The organism is Streptococcus sp. ALY_211, assembly GCF_058314555.1.
In genome coordinates, this window is sequence record NZ_JBZFUN010000001.1 from 215,646 (window position 1) to 234,892 (window position 19,247).

16 protein-coding genes and 1 pseudogene are annotated in these 19,247 nt (G+C 41.4%); 16 read left to right on the forward strand and 1 reads right to left on the reverse strand.

Features of this window, described 5'->3' with window-relative positions:
* Positions 1–144: 144 nt before the first annotated feature.
* The 15 genes and pseudogenes from rfbA (at position 145) to AC4HAJ_RS01105 (ending at position 16,386) form a co-directional block, all read left to right on the forward strand.
* Positions 145–1,014, forward strand: a complete 870-nt coding sequence (gene rfbA, locus AC4HAJ_RS01035) for a glucose-1-phosphate thymidylyltransferase RfbA (protein ID WP_491078297.1) — start codon at positions 145–147, stop codon at positions 1,012–1,014.
* Positions 1,014–1,607 carry a dTDP-4-dehydrorhamnose 3,5-epimerase family protein gene (locus tag AC4HAJ_RS01040; RefSeq protein ID WP_491078298.1) on the forward strand — a complete coding sequence of 198 codons (594 nt, stop codon included), beginning with the start codon at positions 1,014–1,016 and terminating at the stop codon, positions 1,605–1,607. Before rfbA ends, AC4HAJ_RS01040 begins: the two co-directional genes overlap by 1 nt.
* A gap of 86 nt (positions 1,608–1,693) precedes the next feature.
* The gene (rfbB, locus tag AC4HAJ_RS01045) at positions 1,694–2,743 is read left to right on the forward strand and encodes a dTDP-glucose 4,6-dehydratase (RefSeq protein ID WP_491078299.1); all 1,050 of its coding nucleotides are present in this window, start codon (positions 1,694–1,696) and stop codon (positions 2,741–2,743) included.
* Positions 2,744–2,840: 97 nt separating this feature from the next.
* Positions 2,841–5,864, forward strand: coding sequence for an LTA synthase family protein (locus tag AC4HAJ_RS01050; protein WP_491078300.1), 3,024 nt, complete (start codon positions 2,841–2,843; stop codon positions 5,862–5,864).
* Between the two features lie 210 nt (positions 5,865–6,074).
* Entirely contained in the window at positions 6,075–6,524 is a 450-nt protein-coding gene (locus AC4HAJ_RS01055; RefSeq protein WP_491078481.1) for a hypothetical protein, read from the forward strand.
* A 245-nt stretch (positions 6,525–6,769) separates the two neighbouring features.
* Positions 6,770–7,573, forward strand: coding sequence for a dihydroorotate dehydrogenase electron transfer subunit (locus AC4HAJ_RS01060; RefSeq protein ID WP_491078301.1), 804 nt, complete (start codon positions 6,770–6,772; stop codon positions 7,571–7,573).
* A gap of 9 nt (positions 7,574–7,582) precedes the next feature.
* On the forward strand, positions 7,583–8,521 hold the full coding sequence (locus AC4HAJ_RS01065) for a dihydroorotate dehydrogenase (protein ID WP_491078302.1): 939 nt from the start codon (positions 7,583–7,585) through the stop codon (positions 8,519–8,521).
* 13 nt (positions 8,522–8,534) lie between these two features.
* The gene (gene pyrF / locus AC4HAJ_RS01070) at positions 8,535–9,233 is read left to right on the forward strand and encodes an orotidine-5'-phosphate decarboxylase (protein ID WP_491078303.1); all 699 of its coding nucleotides are present in this window, start codon (positions 8,535–8,537) and stop codon (positions 9,231–9,233) included.
* 45 nt (positions 9,234–9,278) lie between these two features.
* The gene (pyrE, locus tag AC4HAJ_RS01075) at positions 9,279–9,908 is read left to right on the forward strand and encodes an orotate phosphoribosyltransferase (RefSeq protein ID WP_491078304.1); all 630 of its coding nucleotides are present in this window, start codon (positions 9,279–9,281) and stop codon (positions 9,906–9,908) included.
* Between the two features lie 41 nt (positions 9,909–9,949).
* Positions 9,950–10,295: pseudogene (locus tag AC4HAJ_RS01080) on the forward strand (MmcQ/YjbR family DNA-binding protein).
* Positions 10,296–10,305: 10 nt separating this feature from the next.
* Positions 10,306–10,806 carry a YbhB/YbcL family Raf kinase inhibitor-like protein gene (locus AC4HAJ_RS01085; RefSeq protein ID WP_491078482.1) on the forward strand — a complete coding sequence of 167 codons (501 nt, stop codon included), beginning with the start codon at positions 10,306–10,308 and terminating at the stop codon, positions 10,804–10,806.
* A 27-nt stretch (positions 10,807–10,833) separates the two neighbouring features.
* Entirely contained in the window at positions 10,834–11,487 is a 654-nt protein-coding gene (locus AC4HAJ_RS01090; protein WP_491078305.1) for a uracil-DNA glycosylase, read from the forward strand.
* A 2-nt stretch (positions 11,488–11,489) separates the two neighbouring features.
* Positions 11,490–12,467, forward strand: coding sequence for a hypothetical protein (locus AC4HAJ_RS01095; protein WP_491078306.1), 978 nt, complete (start codon positions 11,490–11,492; stop codon positions 12,465–12,467).
* A gap of 9 nt (positions 12,468–12,476) precedes the next feature.
* Positions 12,477–13,745 carry a dihydroorotase gene (locus tag AC4HAJ_RS01100; RefSeq protein ID WP_491078307.1) on the forward strand — a complete coding sequence of 423 codons (1,269 nt, stop codon included), beginning with the start codon at positions 12,477–12,479 and terminating at the stop codon, positions 13,743–13,745.
* A gap of 187 nt (positions 13,746–13,932) precedes the next feature.
* Complete coding sequence (locus AC4HAJ_RS01105) at positions 13,933–16,386, forward strand: 5'-nucleotidase C-terminal domain-containing protein (protein ID WP_491078308.1); 2,454 nt, start codon at positions 13,933–13,935, stop codon at positions 16,384–16,386.
* A gap of 42 nt (positions 16,387–16,428) precedes the next feature.
* Here AC4HAJ_RS01105 and plsY read toward each other — a convergent pair whose 3' ends face one another.
* Positions 16,429–17,070 carry a glycerol-3-phosphate 1-O-acyltransferase PlsY gene (gene plsY / locus AC4HAJ_RS01110; RefSeq protein WP_491078309.1) on the reverse strand — a complete coding sequence of 214 codons (642 nt, stop codon included), beginning with the start codon at positions 17,068–17,070 and terminating at the stop codon, positions 16,429–16,431.
* 214 nt (positions 17,071–17,284) lie between these two features.
* Between plsY and parE the strand changes: the two genes are divergently transcribed.
* Positions 17,285–19,225 carry a DNA topoisomerase IV subunit B gene (gene parE, locus AC4HAJ_RS01115; RefSeq protein WP_491078310.1) on the forward strand — a complete coding sequence of 647 codons (1,941 nt, stop codon included), beginning with the start codon at positions 17,285–17,287 and terminating at the stop codon, positions 19,223–19,225.
* Positions 19,226–19,247 lie beyond the last annotated feature (22 nt).

The window sequence follows — 19,247 nt, forward strand, 5'->3', positions numbered from 1 at the left end:
AGTAGTATTGTATCACACTTTAGCTATAGTTACAGGCTATATAATATCAAATATGAGCGAAACACCAAGAAGGCAACGCCTTCCTGACATTTGAGGACCTCTATGGTATAATTTAAGGTGATAAATTGCGAAAGGATTTTTCCTATGAAAGGTATTATATTAGCGGGTGGTTCTGGCACTCGACTTTATCCTCTGACACGCGCAGCTTCCAAACAGCTGATGCCTGTTTATGATAAGCCTATGATTTACTATCCCCTATCAACTCTAATGTTGGCTGGTATCAAAGATATTCTGATTATCTCCACGCCACAAGATCTTCCTAGATTTAGAGAGCTTCTCCAAGACGGTTCTGAATTTGGTATTAGTCTCTCTTACGCTGAGCAGCCAAGTCCTGACGGATTGGCTCAGGCTTTTATCATAGGTGAAGACTTTATCGGTGATGATTCGGTTGCCCTTATTTTAGGAGATAATATTTACCATGGTAATGGCTTAAGTAAAATGCTCCAGCGTGCAGCTAGCAAGACATCTGGTGCGACAGTTTTTGGCTATCAAGTTAAAGATCCTGAACGCTTCGGTGTGGTTGAGTTTGATAGTCAGATGAATGCTATCTCAGTTGAAGAAAAACCTGAGGCACCCAAATCAAATTTTGCAGTTACGGGTCTGTATTTCTATGATAATGATGTCGTTGATATTGCCAAAAAGATTGCACCCTCTCCTCGTGGTGAACTGGAAATTACAGATGTGAACAAGGCTTATCTAGAACGTGGTGATTTATCTGTCGAAGTCATGGGGCGTGGTTTTGCTTGGCTGGATACTGGGACGCATGAGAGTCTGTTGGAGGCGGCTCAATATATCGAAACGGTTCAACGCTTGCAAAACCTGCAAGTTGCAAACTTGGAAGAAATTGCCTATCGCATGGGCTATATTACTAAGGAGCAAGTCTTTGAGCTTGCTCAGCCTCTTAAGAAAAATGAGTACGGACAATATTTGCTCCGTTTGATTGGAGAAGCCTAATGTCAGAACAATTTTTTGGTAAAAATCTAGCTGTTCGTAAGATTGATGCTATACCGGGAATGCTGGAATTTGATATTCCCGTACATGGGGATAATCGTGGCTGGTTTAAAGAAAACTTTCAAAAAGAAAAAATGCTCCCTTTAGGATTTCCAGAAAGTTTTTTTGAGGCTGGTAAATTACAAAATAATGTTTCTTTCTCTCGGAAAAATGTGCTGAGAGGTCTTCATGCGGAGCCTTGGGATAAATATATTTCTGTTGCTGATGAAGGAAAAGTACTGGGAGCTTGGGTGGATCTTCGTCAGGGAGAGAGCTTTGGTCGTACCTATCAAACCATTATTGATGCATCCAAAGGAATCTTTGTCCCTAGAGGTGTTGCCAATGGCTTTCAGGTGTTATCAGATAAGGTATCTTATAGTTATCTGGTCAATGATTATTGGGCGTTGGAACTCAAACCCAAGTATGCTTTTGTCAACTATGCCGATCCAAGCCTAGACATTAAATGGGAAAATCTGGAAGCGGCTGAAGTGTCAGAAGCAGATAAAAATCACCCTCTGCTCCAAGATGTAAAGCCATTGAGGCAGGAAGATCTATAAGGTATCCTTCTTTATAAGTGAGCTTCTTGGACAGAGGTCTAACTATTAGAATAAGTCTCCAAAATCAAATCATAAAAGGAACTACCATGTCAGAATATAAACATATTATCGTTACCGGTGGCGCTGGTTTCATCGGATCAAACTTTGTACATTATATCTATAATAATCACCCAGATGTGCATGTCACTGTCTTGGATAAGCTCACTTATGCTGGTAATCGTGCTAATATCGAGGAAATTCTCGGTGATCGTGTAGAGCTTGTAGTGGGTGATATTGCAGATGCTGAATTGGTTGATAAGTTAGCTGCTAAGGCTGATGCTATCGTCCACTATGCTGCTGAAAGTCACAATGATAATTCCCTAAAAGATCCTAGTCCCTTCATTTATACTAACTTTATTGGGACCTATACCCTTTTAGAAGCTGCTCGTAAATATCATCTTCGTTTCCACCATGTATCGACAGATGAGGTCTACGGCGATCTTCCCTTGCGTGAGGATCTGCCAGGGCACGGCGAAGGGCCAGGTGAAAAATTCACTGCTGACACCAAGTACAATCCATCATCACCTTATTCATCAACTAAGGCAGCTTCTGATTTGATTGTTAAGGCTTGGGTCCGTTCTTTCGGTGTTCAGGCTACCATTTCTAACTGCTCAAATAATTATGGACCTTACCAGCATATTGAGAAATTCATTCCACGTCAAATCACTAATATCTTATCTGGGATTAGGCCAAAACTTTATGGTGATGGGAAAAATGTCCGTGATTGGATCCATACTAATGATCACTCTACCGGTGTTTGGGCGATTTTGACTAAAGGAAAAATTGGGGAAACTTATCTGATCGGTGCTGATGGTGAAAAAAATAATAAAGAAGTTCTAGAGTTGATTCTGGAAAAGATGGGCCAGCCCAAGGATGCTTATGATCATGTGACTGACCGTGCTGGTCACGATCTGCGCTATGCGATCGACTCAACCAAGTTGCGTCAGGAGCTTGGTTGGGAACCTCAGTTTACTGACTTTTCGGAAGGACTACAAGAAACCATTGACTGGTATAGTTCCCATAAAGATTGGTGGCAGTCTGAGAAAGAGGCTGTTGAGGCTAATTATGCCAAGAGTCAAGACATTCTAAAAAAATAAGAGATTTAAAGGGGGAGACTGGGTTCTTCCTTTTTTTTTAAGGGTGAAAGTGATATACTTAGACGGAATGAAAAAACAGGATGAATATCTAGAAATTATGAAAAAACATTATTTTAATAAGCAAAGCGTCGTCATGCCAATGTTGGTTGGTATATTCTTGGTTGTATTTAATCGCCTGTTTTGGCAAAGCTCTCCTGCTATTGCTAATCTCGCAGGAAGAGATTTACGAACAGGATTTTCTTATGTCTTTGATTTGGTTATCTCATCGGGCTTGCCGCTGATTTTAATATCTATAGGGTATCTGTTTGCGCGCAAGAAAAATACCTTTCCTGATGCTATCAAGCTCTGGCTAAACACGGTAGTCGTAGGATTATTTGTTGTCTTATTTTTGATCATTTTTCCCAGGGTATTCATGATTTCGACGCTCTATGATGTGTTGCTTCCAATAACTAGGAGCAGTAGTTTGGAGATTACGTCGATCATTCTCTTGCTAATGATTATGCCCTTGGTTAAGATTTTTGCTGAGAGGATGACCCTACAGCGCTTGATTGCTGTTATTTTGGTTTTCTATGGCTTGGGAACGATCTTTAATAAAGATATTTTTTCCATGACATTAGGGACTTCAATTGTATTTTATCTCTCATTGGGGATTTTAGGAGTCTTTATCAACTATTGTCATATAGATCTTGACTGGAAGCGCTTATTACTTGGAACAGTTGGCAGTTGGCTCCTTGTCGCTATTATTAATATAGCCATGCCCTATATGTCCTATTTGGTTCATAGTAATGGATCGACAGCAGGACGTTTTCACAATATTACTAATCTCTTCTCTATCGTTGCTATTATTTTCACCTTTTTATTCTTATCAAAAATCAAGTTACCGAAGTGGTTGTATCCCAACCAAATTGCCTATGTGGCTTTATCGGCTTTAGTTGTTTCTAGAAATATTAATGTCCTTTCTTATTTTAATAGCATGTACCTTCCGCGGTTTGGTGGTTTTACCCTATATCACTTGATCTACTCCTTTAGAAATGCGATTGTGATCAGTATTGGTGTAACGGTGTTACATATTATTTTGTACTTTACAGCCAACCGTATCGGCTACCGCCAGCGGGTTAATAGCTATTGGCGTAAGGTCACGATCTTCAATGCCTATGAAGTCGTTATTAGGGGACTCCTCCAAGCTAAGCGCTTTGTTGCTAACCATAAGATTGAAATCGGTTTTGGTGTTCTTTTGTATGTCTTGTCTTATCTATCTATGCTGGCTATGAACACCTCCTACATTATCTCGGTTTCGACAGCCACTAAGCACAATGCTTTCTTATATAGCTTATTTGCACGCCAAAACTTGCTCTTTATCACGTTTTTGATCTATCTTCTACTCTATGCAGTTTTGAGGGCTATCACTAATCGTTTTTGGGTATCTGCAGTAGCGACATCAGCCTTTTTGATTTTTTGGAGTGTAGCTAGTCGTCTCAAAATGCTGACACGTGGTGAGCCTATTATGCCTTCTGAGGCTAAGATGGTTTCGGCTTATGGTAGTCTTTTAACCATGGTTGATCAGCGTATTTTGATAGTATCTGCTATCTTCTTAATACTGTTGATTGCAGCTGTCTTTCTCTTAGAGCGTCGCCTTCCCTTCAAGAAAATTTCTTTGAAGAGACGCTTAGTCTATCTTGGAATTTTTGTAGTAGTGACACCGTCAGTCTTCTATCTTAACCACGAAGGCAGTATGGTTAAGGTTGTATCGGATGGATTGGGTAATAAGCCCATGTTTTATAACCAATCGGTGGCTTCGCAGCTCAACGGTCCGACGATTCAATTTTTGAATAATCTAGATGTTGAAGTGATGGCTGAGCCATCTGGTTATTCACAAGATAAGATGCAGGAGATTGCACGTAAGTATAATCTTGAAGCTAATGTCATTAATAAAACCCGGACTAATGATATTTCTGATCAGACGATTGTCTTTAATTTGAGTGAGAGCTTTATGGATCCTAAGCGTTTAGCACCTCATATTGAGGTTAAAAATGATCCTATTCCTTACACTCGCTCCCTGATGAAGCAAACGACATCGGGGACTATGGTCAGCTCTGGTTATGGTGGAGGAACTGCCAATATGGAATACATGAGTTTGACAGGTTTTACTTTGAGCCATTATTCACCAACCTTGGCAACACCTTATACTCAGTTAGTGTCTTCTCTGTCGCCTGCCCTATCCTTTAACCAGGCCTTTCCAAATTCAAAGGCTATTCATACGTATTCGGGTGTGTATTATAGTCGTATTCCAGTCTATGAGAAATTTGGCTTTGACTCCTTTATGTATGAAGGCAGCAAGGATAAGCTGCATCATCTCAAACGTATTGATCACAGCCGTTACCTATCGGATGAAACAGCCTATCTCAATACACTTGATGCTATTAAGGCTAAGGAGGACAGTGGTAATTTTGTCCAATTAGTGACCATGCAAAATCACTTCCCCTATAATTTAGATACCTATAATGACACCTCGACCTATGCAACATCTGGTCCTTGGGTATCTACACCTGAAGTTGAGAAAAACACCACTAATTATGCGACAGGTCTTCATTATACCGATGAGGCGCTTAAAGATTTCATTAAAAAAATTGATGAGATTGATCAGCCGATTACCCTGATTTTTTATGGGGATCACTTGCCTGGAATATTCCCAGGGGATCAAGATTCTCAAGCCTTGCTTATGCACTCTACAGATTATTTCCTCTATTCCAATAAATATGCTAGGGAACATGGTGCAAAAAATATCAAGGATACAAGTGACCGTTATGTAGGACCAAATGATTTTATTGCTTTGGCTCTTAAACAGACAAATTCAAAAGTGGATGCTTACACTGCACTTTTGACTCGTGTTCAAGAACAATTACCGGCTATGTCGCTAAGTACAGAGACAACCTCTAATGTCGATCAGCCTAATACGATGTATACGACTGATGATGGTAAGGTTATTACAGAGGATGATCTCACTCAGCAACAAAAAGAATTGTTAGAAGACTATAAATTTGTCCAATATGATTTGAATGCTGGACAGGGCTACTTAAAACATTTAGATTTTGCGAATAGCTTTTTCTCAAAGTCAAAATAATCTGGTGACTCACAAAGACTTTGATCGTTTATCGGTCAGGGTCTTTTGTCTGTTCTTGTGAGATCGATCGTTTGATAAGTATGTAAGCTCTATTGCTTGGTCAGTTAGTATATGCTGCTGTACTTGTCTTATTGGGGGTGCTTTTTCTTTAAGAAATCTATAACATTGTGATAAAATAGAGTAAATCAATAGGAAAGAAAAGAGATGATGATGGAACAAGCCGAACAAAATTTTAAACAGTTGCTGCATAAGCTGTCTGTTACACGTCACTATTTACATTTGTTTGAGTCGGAATTGGATATGGTTGTTAGTCAACCCTCACTTTTGGAGTATTCACTAGATTCTATTCGTTTCAAAGATCAAATCTCCAAGATTATTGAGGCCTGTCGTCCTCTTCATCTGCTTGAAGAGAGAGTCCAGTCTCTATCATGGTATACGACTGAATCTTTTCGTGCTATGGAGGGGTCTTTAGATGTCCTTCAGGAGTGGATTAAGCAACTGGCTTATGTGGAAAAAGTTGCCTTGGCTCAGCCATTTTTCTATACCTTGTTGGATCAAGACCGTTCAAAATCTTACGGTATCCTAGTGGACTTATTTGGAAGTTTACAGGTTTCTAGGCGTGCCCTCAATGAAGAATATCTCCGTCTCAAAATGTCTTGACAATTAGATAGTTATAAGCTATACTATTGACAATTTAAAAACCTTTAATTAAGTCCAGTGAGGCTTCAAAGGGGCGGGTATCAGTTGGGTATAGGATAGCTATACTCAGTTATTTTCGTGCAACCTTGTCCTCGGACAAGGTTTTTCTGTAGGCGGACCTGCTTAGGTGTGCCTGGTAACCTCCCTCCAGATGGGGTTTTAGAGTAGTGGTATATGAAGGATTGATCGAAAGAAAGGAAGCAACTATGTTAACTAAAGTCGTCTCTTCCAGACAGTCGTTTCTCAAAGAGAATTTGAAGGTAGTAAGGCAGGAAGAAATTGCTCCTAAAATTTTCAAGATGGTTTTGTCGGGTCATATGGTAGAAGAGATGGCTATCGGTCAGTTTTTACATCTTAAGGTTCCAGATCCTAGTAAAATTCTACGACGCCCAATATCGATCTGTGCCATAGATAAGGCCAGTCAGCAAGTTACTATCATATATCGAGTAGAGGGAATGGGGACGGAGATTTTGTCCCGTCTTCATGCTGGTGACTTTGTGGATACCATGGGACCTCAGGGAAATGGTTTTGATATTTCTTTTGTAGAGCCAGGTCAAAAGGTGCTTATTATAGGTGGAGGTATTGGTGTCCCTCCTATGTATGCGACTGCTCAAGTCCTTTCTGAAAAAGGAGCTGAGGTGACAGCTGTGCTGGGCTTTGCTAGTAAAGATGCTGTCATTTTAGAAGAAGAGATCGGTCAATATGCTGATGTGGCAGTGACAACTGATGATGGCTCCTATGGTATTAAGGGATATGTTTCTACGGTAATTGATACTTTAGATGAGGAATTTGCTGCCATTTATGCCTGTGGGGCGCCTGGTATGCTTAAATATGTTGATCAAAAATTTGCGAACCATCCCCATGCGTATCTTTCTCTTGAGTCACGTATGGCATGTGGCATGGGAGCTTGTTATGCCTGTGTTGTCCATCTCAAGGATCAAGATGATGCTGCTAATAAGCGTGTATGTGAAGATGGTCCAGTCTTTGCTACTGGCACAGTCGTATTGTAAGGAGAAACTATGTCTGATAATCGTTTAGCAGTTCATCTTCCTGGTTTAAAGTTAAAAAATCCTATTATTCCTGCATCGGGCTGTTTTGGTTTTGGTCAAGAGTATGCTAAGTATTACGACCTTGATCGACTAGGTTCTATTATGATTAAAGCAACTACCAAGGATGCCCGCTTTGGAAATCCAACACCACGAGTAGCAGAGACACCATCTGGCATGCTCAATGCCATTGGTCTGCAAAATCCTGGTGTTGCTGCTGTTATTTCTGACAAGTTACCTTGGTTGGCGGAGCATTATCCTGACCTTCCTATAATTGCTAATGTTGCTGGCTTTTCAAATGAAGAGTATGCTTATGTAGCAGGAAAAATTTCCCAGGCTCCCAATGTTGCAGCTATTGAACTTAATATTTCTTGCCCCAATGTTGATCATGGTAATGCAGGTCTTTTAATTGGACAAGTACCTGAGTTGGCTTATGCGGCGACAAAAGCGGCTGTTGAGACTTCAGCAGTACCTGTCTATGTTAAGTTGACGCCCAGTGTTGCTGATATCACACAGATAGCCAAGGCAGTGGAAGAAGCCGGTGCGGCAGGCTTTACCATGATCAATACCTTGGTTGGAACACGTTATAACTTGAAAACAAGACAACCGATCATTGCCAATGGTCAAGGGGGAATGAGTGGACCAGCTGTATTTCCAATAGCGCTTAAGTTAATTCGCCAAGTGGCTAGTAGTACGGATCTGCCCATCATTGGTATGGGAGGTGTTGATTCAGCAGAAGCAGCACTGGAAATGATGATTGCAGGAGCATCAGCTATAGGGGTCGGGACAGCTAATTTTAGCGACCCTTATGCTTGTCCAACTATTATCGATGATTTGCCCGCTGCCATGGATAAATACGGTATTGATGATCTAGAAACTTTACGTCGCAATGTCAAGGATAGTTTAGGTTAAAGGTAGGTGAACTATGAGAGAAGAACGTCCGATTATCGCCCTCGATTTTTCATCCTTAGAGGTCATAAAATCTTTCTTAAATCAGTTTCCCAAAGAGGAAAAACTCTATGTAAAGATAGGAATGGAACTATTTTATGCTGCTGGACCGGAAGTTGTCAGCTATGCTAAATCACTAGGACATTCCGTCTTTTTGGATTTGAAATTGCATGATATTCCCAATACGGTCAAATCTGCCATGGCAGTTTTAGCCAAGCTGGGTGTGGATATGACTAATGTCCATGCGGCTGGTGGCGTCGAAATGATGCGAGCTGCCAGAGAAGGTTTAGGAAAGGGTCCTAAATTGATTGCTGTGACTCAGCTGACGTCTACATCTGAGGAGCAAATGAGAGACTTTCAAAATATTCAGACCAGTCTGGAAGAGTCGGTTCTGCATTATGCCCAGAAGACGCAAGAAGCTGGTTTAGACGGCGTGGTTTGCTCAGCTCATGAAGTAGCTAAAATTAAGACAGTAACCTCTGAAGACTTTATATGCTTGACCCCAGGTATTCGTCCAGCGGGCTCGGCTGTCGGTGACCAAAAACGGGTGATGACTCCAGCTGATGCTTACAGAATTGGTTCTGACTACATCGTGGTTGGACGCCCTGTTACTCAAGCTGAGGAGCCTGTCGCAGCCTATCAAGCTATTAAAGCTGAGTGGAATGCTCAAGCCTAAAACTTGCAAACTAACCTAATCCCCAATTTAGAACGGAGAAACTTTATGACATTAGCATCACAAATTGCATCAGATTTACTAGATATCAAGGCGGTTTACCTGAAACCTGAGGAGCCCTTCACTTGGGCTTCAGGCATCAAATCCCCAATCTATACAGACAACCGCATCACCCTTTCCTATCCTGAAACCCGCAGCTTGATTGAAAATGGCTTTGTTGAAAAAATCAAGGAAGAGTTTCCAGAAGTTGAAGTGATTGCTGGGACAGCGACAGCTGGGATTCCTCACGGGGCCATCATTGCGGATAAGATGAATCTGCCATTTGCTTATATCCGCAGCAAACCCAAAGACCATGGTGCGGGAAACCAAATCGAAGGTCGGGTTGCTAAGGGTGAAAAGATGGTCATTATCGAAGATCTGATTTCAACGGGCGGCTCTGTATTGGAAGCTGTCGCAGCTGCTGAGCGCGAAGGAGCTGATGTCCTTGGTGTCGCAGCTATTTTCACCTATGAACTACCCAAGGCAGATAAGAACTTTTCTGATGTAGGGGTGAAATTGGTAACCCTATCCAACTATTCTGAACTCATCAAAGTAGCCAAGGTTCAAGGTTATATCAACGCTGACGGTCTGCAGCTGCTGAAAAAATTCAAAGAAAACCAAGAAACTTGGCAGGATTGATTCTGTCGCTGTAAGAAAGGGAAAATTAATAGGAGGTTCCAATGGCTTTTGGCAATTTCAACAAGCGGGAATTGCTGGATTGGCTGGTCGATCTGACTGGAGCCGAAGTGGCTTATCCCTTTACACGTGAGAAAAGTAAGGATACATCGGTCATTCGGCATGGCCGCAATCAAAAAATGCTGGCGCTGGTGACACAGAAAAGACGGAAAACTCCTGCTCAACCTCAACCTCCAACCCGAACAGGTAGAGATGATGGATATCAAGGGCGTTATCCCAGCTTATCACATGACTAGAAAGCACTGGCTCAGCGTTTTAGTCAATGAAACTGAGCTGAGCGAACCTGAACTTGAGGCTATGGTACTGGAAAGCAGCCGTTTAACACGTTAGGAGGTTAATGATGAAAATTACAGTTCCTTTTGAAAATAAAATTATCCCAGATCGTTACAGTAAACATACTGGTGAACTTGAATTGGGGAATGCCATTGTATCCTTCCCTTTTTCCATAGAAGATGTACCTGCGGGCACTAAGACTTTTGCTTGGTCTCTTATTGACTATGATTCTATTCCAGTCTGCGGTTTTGCCTACATTCATTGGACAGTCGCTAATGTCCCTGCTGCTAAAACTGTGATTGAGGCAGATTTTTCCAGAAGGGACAGCCAGCATCTCCATGGTAAAAACAGCCTTGTCAGCAAATTTTTATCAACAGATTTTTCAGCTATTGAAGATAATTATATCGGACCTTACCCGCCAGATAAAGATCACCTTTATACGCTAAAAGTTTATGCTTTGGATACTGCGCTTGCACTTGATCATGGATTTTACCTTAATGAGCTTATGCACGCAGTTGAAGGTCATATCTTGGCCGAAGCTGAGCTTGATTTGGTCGGTAAAGTCTGATTTTGAGCTAAGAAAGGATGCTGCCCTATGGAACATTCAAGTTGGCATGAGCGGATTAAAGCTCAGTTACCCCAGCATTATTTTGGGAAAATCAATGCCTTTATGGATCAGGTTTACGCCCAAGGCGTCGTCTATCCGCCGCGGGAAAAAGTTTTTAATGCCATTCAAACGACGCCTCTGGAAAAGGTTAAAGTGGTTATTATTGGTCAGGATCCTTACCATGGTCCCAAGCAGGCTCAGGGCCTGTCGTTTTCGGTACCTGAGGCTATCCCAGCCCCGCCGTCTCTGCAGAATATTCTCAAAGAGTTAGCACAAGATATTGGACAGCGTGACCATCATGACTTAACGCCTTGGGCTAAGCAAGGTGTACTCTTGCTCAATGCTTGCTTGACAGTACCAGCTGGTCAAGCTAACGGTCACCAAGGTCAGATTTGGGAGCCCTTTACAGATGCGATTATCAAGGTCGTCAACCAACAGGACCATCCTGTTGTCTTTATCCTCTGGGGTGGTTTTGCCCGCAAAAAGAAGACTCTGATCAATAATCCCATCCATCATATTATCGAGTCTCCTCATCCTAGCCCGCTGTCAGCTAATCGTGGTTTCTTTGGCTCGCAGCCGTTTTCGAGAGCTAATGCATATTTACAAGAAGTAGGTCTGGAACCGATTAATTGGCTGAGGTAGTAATGAATATAGTTGAATTACTAAAAAATTTGAAAGATCTTTTACCAATAAAATATTATAAATATTTTATTTTATTAATTTTACTGTCGCTTCTTACTTTCAAGAGGGAATATTTTTTTGTTTTAATATCAAGATATCCTCTTTCCCTTTTTGCATTCCTATCATTTATTATTGTTTATTTATTGATTATAGTCAGTGATAGAAAATCTGATTTAGTCATTGAAGAAAAAACTCTAAGAGAGCAATTATCTCTACTGACAAATGTTGAAAAAGAAATTTCATTTATATGTAAAGAAAAAGATGGTGATCTTCTTTTAATAATGAATAATTTAAGTGGTAAGGATATTTTTGACATTGAAGGGGTAGTTAAAATTTTTAGGGACAAATCTGCCGGTTTCAGAGATAAAATAGCAGAGAAAACTTTTAATCAAAAACAATTGGAACCCAAAACAAGTGTGCAAATCAGTGTACTTAGCCAAAGAGAGTTTAAAGGAGTATGTGCTTGGACGTCTTTTGAAGTTGAATTAATCAAATTAAGAATCTTAGACTCTGTCCAAAATTACAATATTCATTACTCTTCAGAAAAAATAATGAGATCGTATGACTTTATACTTAATTTGGATAAATATATTGATAAGCATATATTATTCTTCAGAATTCCTTATAATCTTGCATGGCTTAAAAAAATTTTGTTCTTAATAGAAGATAAAATTTTCTTTCTTACCAAACAGCACGTTTTTTACTATAGTCTATCAAAATTTGATGAAAATTTATCATTCGTTTCAAAACGAAGATTATCTAAAAAGGAAAAACGAGACTTGAGAAAAGACTCTGTAAGAAAATGGTTTTATAGGGTAGTATTCGTTCTATTAGGTGGTGTGAGTATGATTATCTTGCTCTATTCTATGTTTCAATTTATGCAGCTTATTGTTGTTATTTTAAATGATATAGGAAGTTATTTGTTAAAGAGATACTTATGAGGAGTTACTATGTTATTAATTAAAAATGGTCGAGTGATGGATCCCAAGTCGGGATTTGATAAAGTTTCAGATGTGCTCATCGATGGTGAGCGAGTGGTTAAGATCGCTGAGGCTATCGATGAAAAGGCCGCAGAAGTAATCGATGCGACTGGCCTAGTGGTGGCTCCAGGATTAGTTGATATTCACGTTCACTTCCGCGAACCCGGACAAACTCATAAAGAAGATATTCATACAGGAGCGCTAGCTGCAGCAGTAGGTGGTTTTACTAGTGTCGTAATGATGGCCAATACTAATCCAACCATTTCAGATATCCCTACCCTTAAGGAGGTTTTGGCCAGTGCGGCTAAGGAGAACATTCATATCTACACCAACGCAACGGTTACCAAAAATTTTGACGGACAGAATTTGACGGATTTTAAAGCTCTCTTAGAGGCAGGAGCTGTTTCTTTCTCGGATGATGGGATTCCTCTGCAAAGCAGTAAGCTAGTCAAAGAAGCCCTAGAATTGGCTAAGGAGAATAATACTTTCGTTGCCCTGCATGAAGAAGATCCGGAACTCAATGGTATTCTTGGATTCAACGAAACTATTGCTCGTAAGGAATTTGGTTTTTGCGGAGCAACAGGTGTGGCTGAGTATAGCATGATTGCACGGGATGCCATGATTGCTCATGCTGTTCAGGCTCATTTGCACATCCAGCACTTATCAAAAGCTGAATCTGTTCAAGTTGTTAAATTTGCCCAAGAACTGGGGGCTCCTGTAACAGCAGAAGCAGCCCCCCAGCACTTCTCTAAGACCGAAGATCTCCTTTTATCAAAAGGGGTAAATGCTAAAATGAATCCGCCTTTACGGACAGAAAAAGATCGCCGTGCTATTATCGAAGGTCTTAAGAGCGGTGTTATTTCTGTCATTGCCACTGATCACGCTCCTCATCATAAGGAGGAAAAAACCGTTGAAGATATGACCAAGGCACCATCAGGTATGACAGGGCTGGAAACCTCTTTGTCTCTTGGTTTGACTCATTTGGTACAGACAGGTGCGTTAAGTTTGATGAGTTTGCTTGAAAAGATGACAATCAATCCTGCTAGCATGTATGATTTTGATGCGGGTTATTTAGCTGAGGGAGGACCAGCTGATTTAGTACTTTTCGCGGATCAGGAAGAGCGTTTCATTACCAAACAGTTTGCCTCCAAGGCTAGTAATTCTCCATTTATTGGAGAGACTTTGACAGGAGTGGTTAAATATACCATTTGTAATGGTCAGGTAATCTATGGAATGTGATGAAATTATGATAGAGGTTAGGTAGATAGGGGTGAGGCAGATATCTCACCTCTTTTATATCGTTTTAGATCTATCAGATTGTTCTCTTTATGTTGTCATAATTTAGAAATCTTTTGAGTCTTTAATCTTTAAATGACGTTTAGAATAGTGTACAATAGATAGTAATAAAATTATTGTGGAGAGTTATATGCGAAAGCAAACTTATTTAATTCCTGCGCTTTCTGCTATGTTATTATCGGCGGCAGTTCCGTCTCGAGTTGTACAGGCCGATGAGCCAGGTAATGAATCGGCTAATGACAATGCCGTTAACATGTCGCAGGAGGAAGCATCAAAAGCGTCAGGGAATGCTGATTTTAGTAGGAATCCTTTGTCGACCTCTGAGGTGACGCCGGCTGCTGAGACTACTGGGGAGGAGTCTGATACGGACGCTCCCTTTGCTTCCGAACAGGCCCAAATTCAAGTTGAGCCTGTTTCAGTTGGTCAATCTGAGACGACTATCCTTCATACGAATGATGTTCATGGGCGATTAGCTGAAGAATACGGTGTTATTGGTGATGCTAAATTAGCGACGGTTGTTGATCAAGCACGTCGTCAAGGTGAGGTGATCTTGTTAGATGCGGGAGATTCTTTCCAAGGATTACCTATTTCCAATAATAGTCAGGGTGAGGATATGGCTAGAATTATGAACCGTCTTGGCTACGATGCTATGACGGTTGGTAATCATGAGTTTGATTTTGGTCTGCTCCAGTTAAAACGACTTCGAGAACATCTGGATTTTCCCATGATTAGTTCAAATGTTTATGTTGATGGTGCTCGCTTATTTGATCCTTCTGTTATTATTGATAAAAATAAGGCAGTAGATGGTGATGAGGTTGTTGTTATTGGTGTTACCACACCAGAGACAGCTACTAAAACTCATCCTAAAAACGTTGAAGGAGTGACCTTTACAGATCCTATCACAGAAGTGATGACTGTGATCGATCAGACTGAAGCCAATGCTAGAGCGCAAGGGAAAACCTATAATAATTATGTTATCTTAGCGCATTTGGGAGTCGACAATACAACTAAGTCTGCATGGCAAGGCATCAGTTTAGCACATGCTTTGGCGCAAAATAAACTCTTGCAGGATAAAAATGTCATTGTAATTGATGGTCACTCACACACGGTGCTACAAGTTACTGATGGGAATGTTACTTACAATCAAACTGGTAGTTACCTCAATAATATTGGTAAGATTGTTCTAAATTCAGATCGTGTCCTATCTGCAGGGGTTATTACGGCTGAGGAAGCTAGTCAGCTCCTTCCTAGTCCTGAAGTCGCTGAGATGGTAGAGACTATCAAGGCTAATTACGAAAAGGATATGGCAAGAGTTATTCTTGCTAATAATCCTGTTGAGCTTAGTGGTGATCGTCAGGATGTACGTGTTCGTGAGACTAATCTGGGCAATCTAGTCGCAGATGCCTTGTTATTATATGGGCAGTCTGGTTTCAGTCATAAGAGCAATCTTTCTGTGACCAATGGTGGTGGTTTACGTGCCTCTATCAAAAAAGACCAGCCTATCACAAAGGGAGATATCATTTCGGTTCTTCCATTTGGGAACACAGTCTCTCAGATTAAAGTGACTGGTCAGCAAATCTTTGATATGTTTGAGACCTCTCTCAGTGCCCCTCTACAAAGGGATGAAGAGGGAGAGTACATTGTGGACGAGCATGGCAATCCCTTGCTAGAGCCCAATGGTGGCTTCCTTCATTTTTCAGGTGCAAATGTTTACTTTTCAGCAGACTCACTGGATCTTCCTGATCCTCATCTCCATGTGGCGGCAGTAGATATCTTTGATCCAGAACAAAATAGTTATCAGCCAATAGATCTTGATCAGACCTATTATCTGGCGACAAATGATTTCCTTGCTTCTGGTGGTGATAACTATACTATGTTGGGAGGTGCTAGAGAAGAAGGTCCATCAATGGATGAAGTGCTGGCAGCCTATCTCAAATCAGGGATTGATTTAACCAATTATAGTGAGATCCATCCTTATACTCGCTTGTTGCCTGTAATACTACCTGCTACAGCTAGTTTTATTGACTTTATAGGGTTTTCAGAATACGTCATGCTGCCAGAAAATTCAATTTCTGCTCAGTTTGCATTCGATCCGACGGTCAGTCTTTCACTCGATTTGAAAGATGGAGAATTTCCACCTAAGGATGGGGGGCAAGGAGGGTTGCCTGATAAACCACAAGATCTACTGCCTGATTCTCCAGCTCCTCACTCCAATTCTACTTCGTCATTTGAGGAAATTGCTAAATCGACGATTCTTTCAACTAGTGATTCTGTTTTAGATGCTTCTGAAAATCATTCTGCAGACCTTAAGGCTTCTGTTGACAGTTCTGATGAAGAGGCCACAGAATTAGGAAATCTGGCTGCTGGTACTTCAGCGACTGATACTGCTGGTAGTGCCAAAGAGGGGAGCTCCCAATCTGCTTCCAGTGCATTGCGTCCGGATTTGGAAGCTTCACCTGCAGCAGTGACGAAACCTGCTGGATCTGAGACTGTCATTAGAGAAGTTATTGTCAGTGTGCTCGGTGTTGTTACCGTAGCTGGTGGCTCAATTTTTGATCACATTAGATCACGTCGTTCCAATTAAAAAAAGCTCTGAAAGAGCTTTTTTTAATGGATTGAAACCTACTTATTTGACTTTTTGCTGAGTGAGGTTTAATCCAAATGGAACTAAATTTTCTTCGTGGTGACGAATGCGGCTGATATTTTCTTTATGGCGAAGAATGATGATTAGGGCAAGCCCTGTCACAATAAGGGTGAATAACCAATCATATCCTTCCAATATAAAGTGAAAGTAAGGAAAGGTATAGAGTGTGATTAATCCTAAAAGAGCTGTCGTGACGCTGGCAAAGGAGATCATGCTGCTGAGGTAGAGAAGGAGGGCAAACAAACCTAGTAAGAAGAGGCAGTAGATAGGTGTAAATCCTAGGAGGACACCAGCACTGGTAGCTACTGCCTTACCTCCTTTAAATCTGGCAAAGACAGGGAAGGTGTGACCTAATACAGCAAAGAAGCCGATGAGTAAGGGAGACCAGGTGTGACCCTGCCCAAACCATATAGGTAGAAGTACTGCCAGTGTTCCTTTGAGCATATCGATGAGAAAGGTTGCAGTGCCAGCCTTTTTGCCTAAGACACGGAAAGCATTGGTTGTGCCAGTGTTTTTACTGCCGAGTTCACGTAGATTTTTGTTGAAAAAATATTTACCAATCCATAGTCCAGACGGGATGGAACCGAGTAAATAAGCTATAGTCATAAAAATCAAATTTGTCATGTTGCCATTATATCACAAATAAGGGCTTTCTGCCTATGCCTCTAGCCTTCTAAAGCGCTTGCTAGGTCTAGTATAGACGGCTAAGATAGCATCTTTCGTCGTGGGATAAAGTCGGGAAGCTTGAGGGTAAACGTAACAATTCTGTGACAATTTTTTTTGCAAAATAGAGGAAAAACTTGTAATATAAATGGGACGATTAACTGGGAGGTCAATTGTGACTAACAAAGAGATAACAATAGAAAATTATAATGATGATGCCATCCAGGTTCTTGAAGGACTGGATGCTGTTCGAAAACGACCAGGGATGTATATCGGATCAACCGATGGTACAGGCTTGCATCATCTTGTTTGGGAGATCGTTGATAATGCTGTTGATGAAGCCTTGTCTGGTTTCGGTGACCGTATTGAAGTGATTATCCATAAGGACGGTTCTGTCAGTGTTTCTGATAGAGGACGTGGAATGCCAACCGGTATACATGCGACAGGCAAACCGACTGTAGAGGTGATTTTTACCGTTCTCCATGCTGGTGGTAAGTTTGGTCAGGGTGGCTATAAAACATCTGGAGGTCTTCATGGGGTAGGTTCTTCTGTTGTTAATGCCATGTCTGCGTGGCTGGAGGTCGAGATCACAAGAGATGGCGCTGTCTATCGCCAGCGCTTTGAAAACGGTGGTAAGCCGGTGACAGGTTTGGACCAGATCGGGACAGCTCCAAAGTCTAAGACAGGTACTAAGGTGACCTTTAAACCGGATGATACTATTTTTTCAACGACGGAGTTTAAGTTTAATACCATCGCAGAGCGTCTTAAGGAGTCGGCTTTTTTACTCAAGCAAGTGACTCTTGTCCTAGTAGATGAGCGTAGCGACCAGCGTGAGGAATTTCATTACGAAAATGGGGTTAATGACTTTGTTGCTTACCTGAATGAAGATAAGGAAACCCTGACCCCTGTTATTGCTATTGAGGGTCAAGACCAAGGATTTGACATCCAAGTTGCTCTTCAATATAATGATGGCTTTTCTGATAATATCCTTTCTTTTGTCAATAATGTTCGTACCAAGGACGGAGGAACGCATGAAACAGGGCTTAAGTCAGCTATTACCAAAGCTATGAATGACTATGCCAGAAAGACTGGCCTTCTCAAGGAAAAAGATAAAAATTTAGAAGGCTCGGATTATCGTGAGGGGCTATCGGCTGTTCTGTCTGTTTTAGTTCCGGAAGAGCACCTTCAGTTCGAAGGTCAGACCAAGGATAAGCTTGGTTCACCTTTAGCTAGGCCGGTAGTGGATAGCATTGTTTCTGAAAAATTGACCTTCTTTCTCATGGAAAATGGAGAGATAGCGTCGAATCTTATTCGTAAGGCGATCAAGGCTCGTGACGCTCGTGAGGCAGCTCGTAAGGCTCGTGATGCTAGCCGCACTGGCAAGAAGAAAAAGGATAAAGGGCTCTTATCAGGTAAGCTGACACCTGCTCAATCTAAAAACCCTAAGAAAAATGAACTCTATCTCGTTGAGGGGGATTCTGCCGGAGGATCGGCTAAACAGGGACGTGACCGAAAATTTCAGGCCATCTTACCGCTTCGGGGGAAGGTTCTCAATACTGAAAAAGCCAAGATGCCTGAGATTCTGAAAAATGAAGAAATCAATACCATGATTTACACGATTGGTGCTGGTGTTGGACCAGATTTTAGTCTTGACGATATCAATTATGATAAGATCATCATCATGACCGATGCGGATACCGACGGTGCCCATATTCAGACGCTTTTATTGACCTTCTTCTATCGCTATATGAGGCCTCTTGTCGAAGCGGGGCATGTCTATATTGCCCTTCCGCCTCTTTATAAGATGTCTAAAGGCAAGGGTAAGAAAGAAGTTGTAGAGTATGCCTGGACGGACGGTGAGTTAGAAGAGCTCCGCCAAAAATTTGGTAAGGGAGCTAGTCTCCAGCGCTACAAAGGGCTGGGAGAGATGAATGCTGATCAGCTTTGGGAGACAACTATGGATCCTGAGACACGAACTCTGATCCGTGTCACTATTGAAGATCTGGCGCGTGCTGAGCGCCGTGTCTCTGTTCTCATGGGCGATAAGCCCGCCCCACGCCGCCAATGGATTGAAGACAATGTTAAGTTTACCTTGGAAGAAAGTACGGTGTTTTAAGGGATAATAATATTTAGAAGAT

What these genes read in the sequence shown, in the direction of transcription:
- AC4HAJ_RS01085 (WP_491078482.1), top strand. Translation starts at nt 10,306, where the DNA reads ATGAAAATTACAGTTCCTTTTGAAAATAAAATTATCCCAGATCGTTAC.
- pyrF (WP_491078303.1), top strand. Translation starts at nt 8,535, where the DNA reads ATGAGAGAAGAACGTCCGATTATCGCCCTCGATTTTTCATCCTTAGAG.
- pyrE (WP_491078304.1), top strand. Translation starts at nt 9,279, where the DNA reads ATGACATTAGCATCACAAATTGCATCAGATTTACTAGATATCAAGGCG.
- AC4HAJ_RS01055 (WP_491078481.1), top strand. Translation starts at nt 6,075, where the DNA reads ATGGAACAAGCCGAACAAAATTTTAAACAGTTGCTGCATAAGCTGTCT.
- rfbA (WP_491078297.1), top strand. Translation starts at nt 145, where the DNA reads ATGAAAGGTATTATATTAGCGGGTGGTTCTGGCACTCGACTTTATCCT.
- AC4HAJ_RS01060 (WP_491078301.1), top strand. Translation starts at nt 6,770, where the DNA reads ATGTTAACTAAAGTCGTCTCTTCCAGACAGTCGTTTCTCAAAGAGAAT.
- rfbB (WP_491078299.1), top strand. Translation starts at nt 1,694, where the DNA reads ATGTCAGAATATAAACATATTATCGTTACCGGTGGCGCTGGTTTCATC.
- plsY (WP_491078309.1), bottom strand. Translation starts at nt 17,070, where the DNA reads ATGACAAATTTGATTTTTATGACTATAGCTTATTTACTCGGTTCCATC.
- AC4HAJ_RS01095 (WP_491078306.1), top strand. Translation starts at nt 11,490, where the DNA reads ATGAATATAGTTGAATTACTAAAAAATTTGAAAGATCTTTTACCAATA.
- AC4HAJ_RS01090 (WP_491078305.1), top strand. Translation starts at nt 10,834, where the DNA reads ATGGAACATTCAAGTTGGCATGAGCGGATTAAAGCTCAGTTACCCCAG.
- AC4HAJ_RS01100 (WP_491078307.1), top strand. Translation starts at nt 12,477, where the DNA reads ATGTTATTAATTAAAAATGGTCGAGTGATGGATCCCAAGTCGGGATTT.
- AC4HAJ_RS01065 (WP_491078302.1), top strand. Translation starts at nt 7,583, where the DNA reads ATGTCTGATAATCGTTTAGCAGTTCATCTTCCTGGTTTAAAGTTAAAA.
- AC4HAJ_RS01105 (WP_491078308.1), top strand. Translation starts at nt 13,933, where the DNA reads ATGCGAAAGCAAACTTATTTAATTCCTGCGCTTTCTGCTATGTTATTA.
- AC4HAJ_RS01050 (WP_491078300.1), top strand. Translation starts at nt 2,841, where the DNA reads ATGAAAAAACATTATTTTAATAAGCAAAGCGTCGTCATGCCAATGTTG.
- AC4HAJ_RS01040 (WP_491078298.1), top strand. Translation starts at nt 1,014, where the DNA reads ATGTCAGAACAATTTTTTGGTAAAAATCTAGCTGTTCGTAAGATTGAT.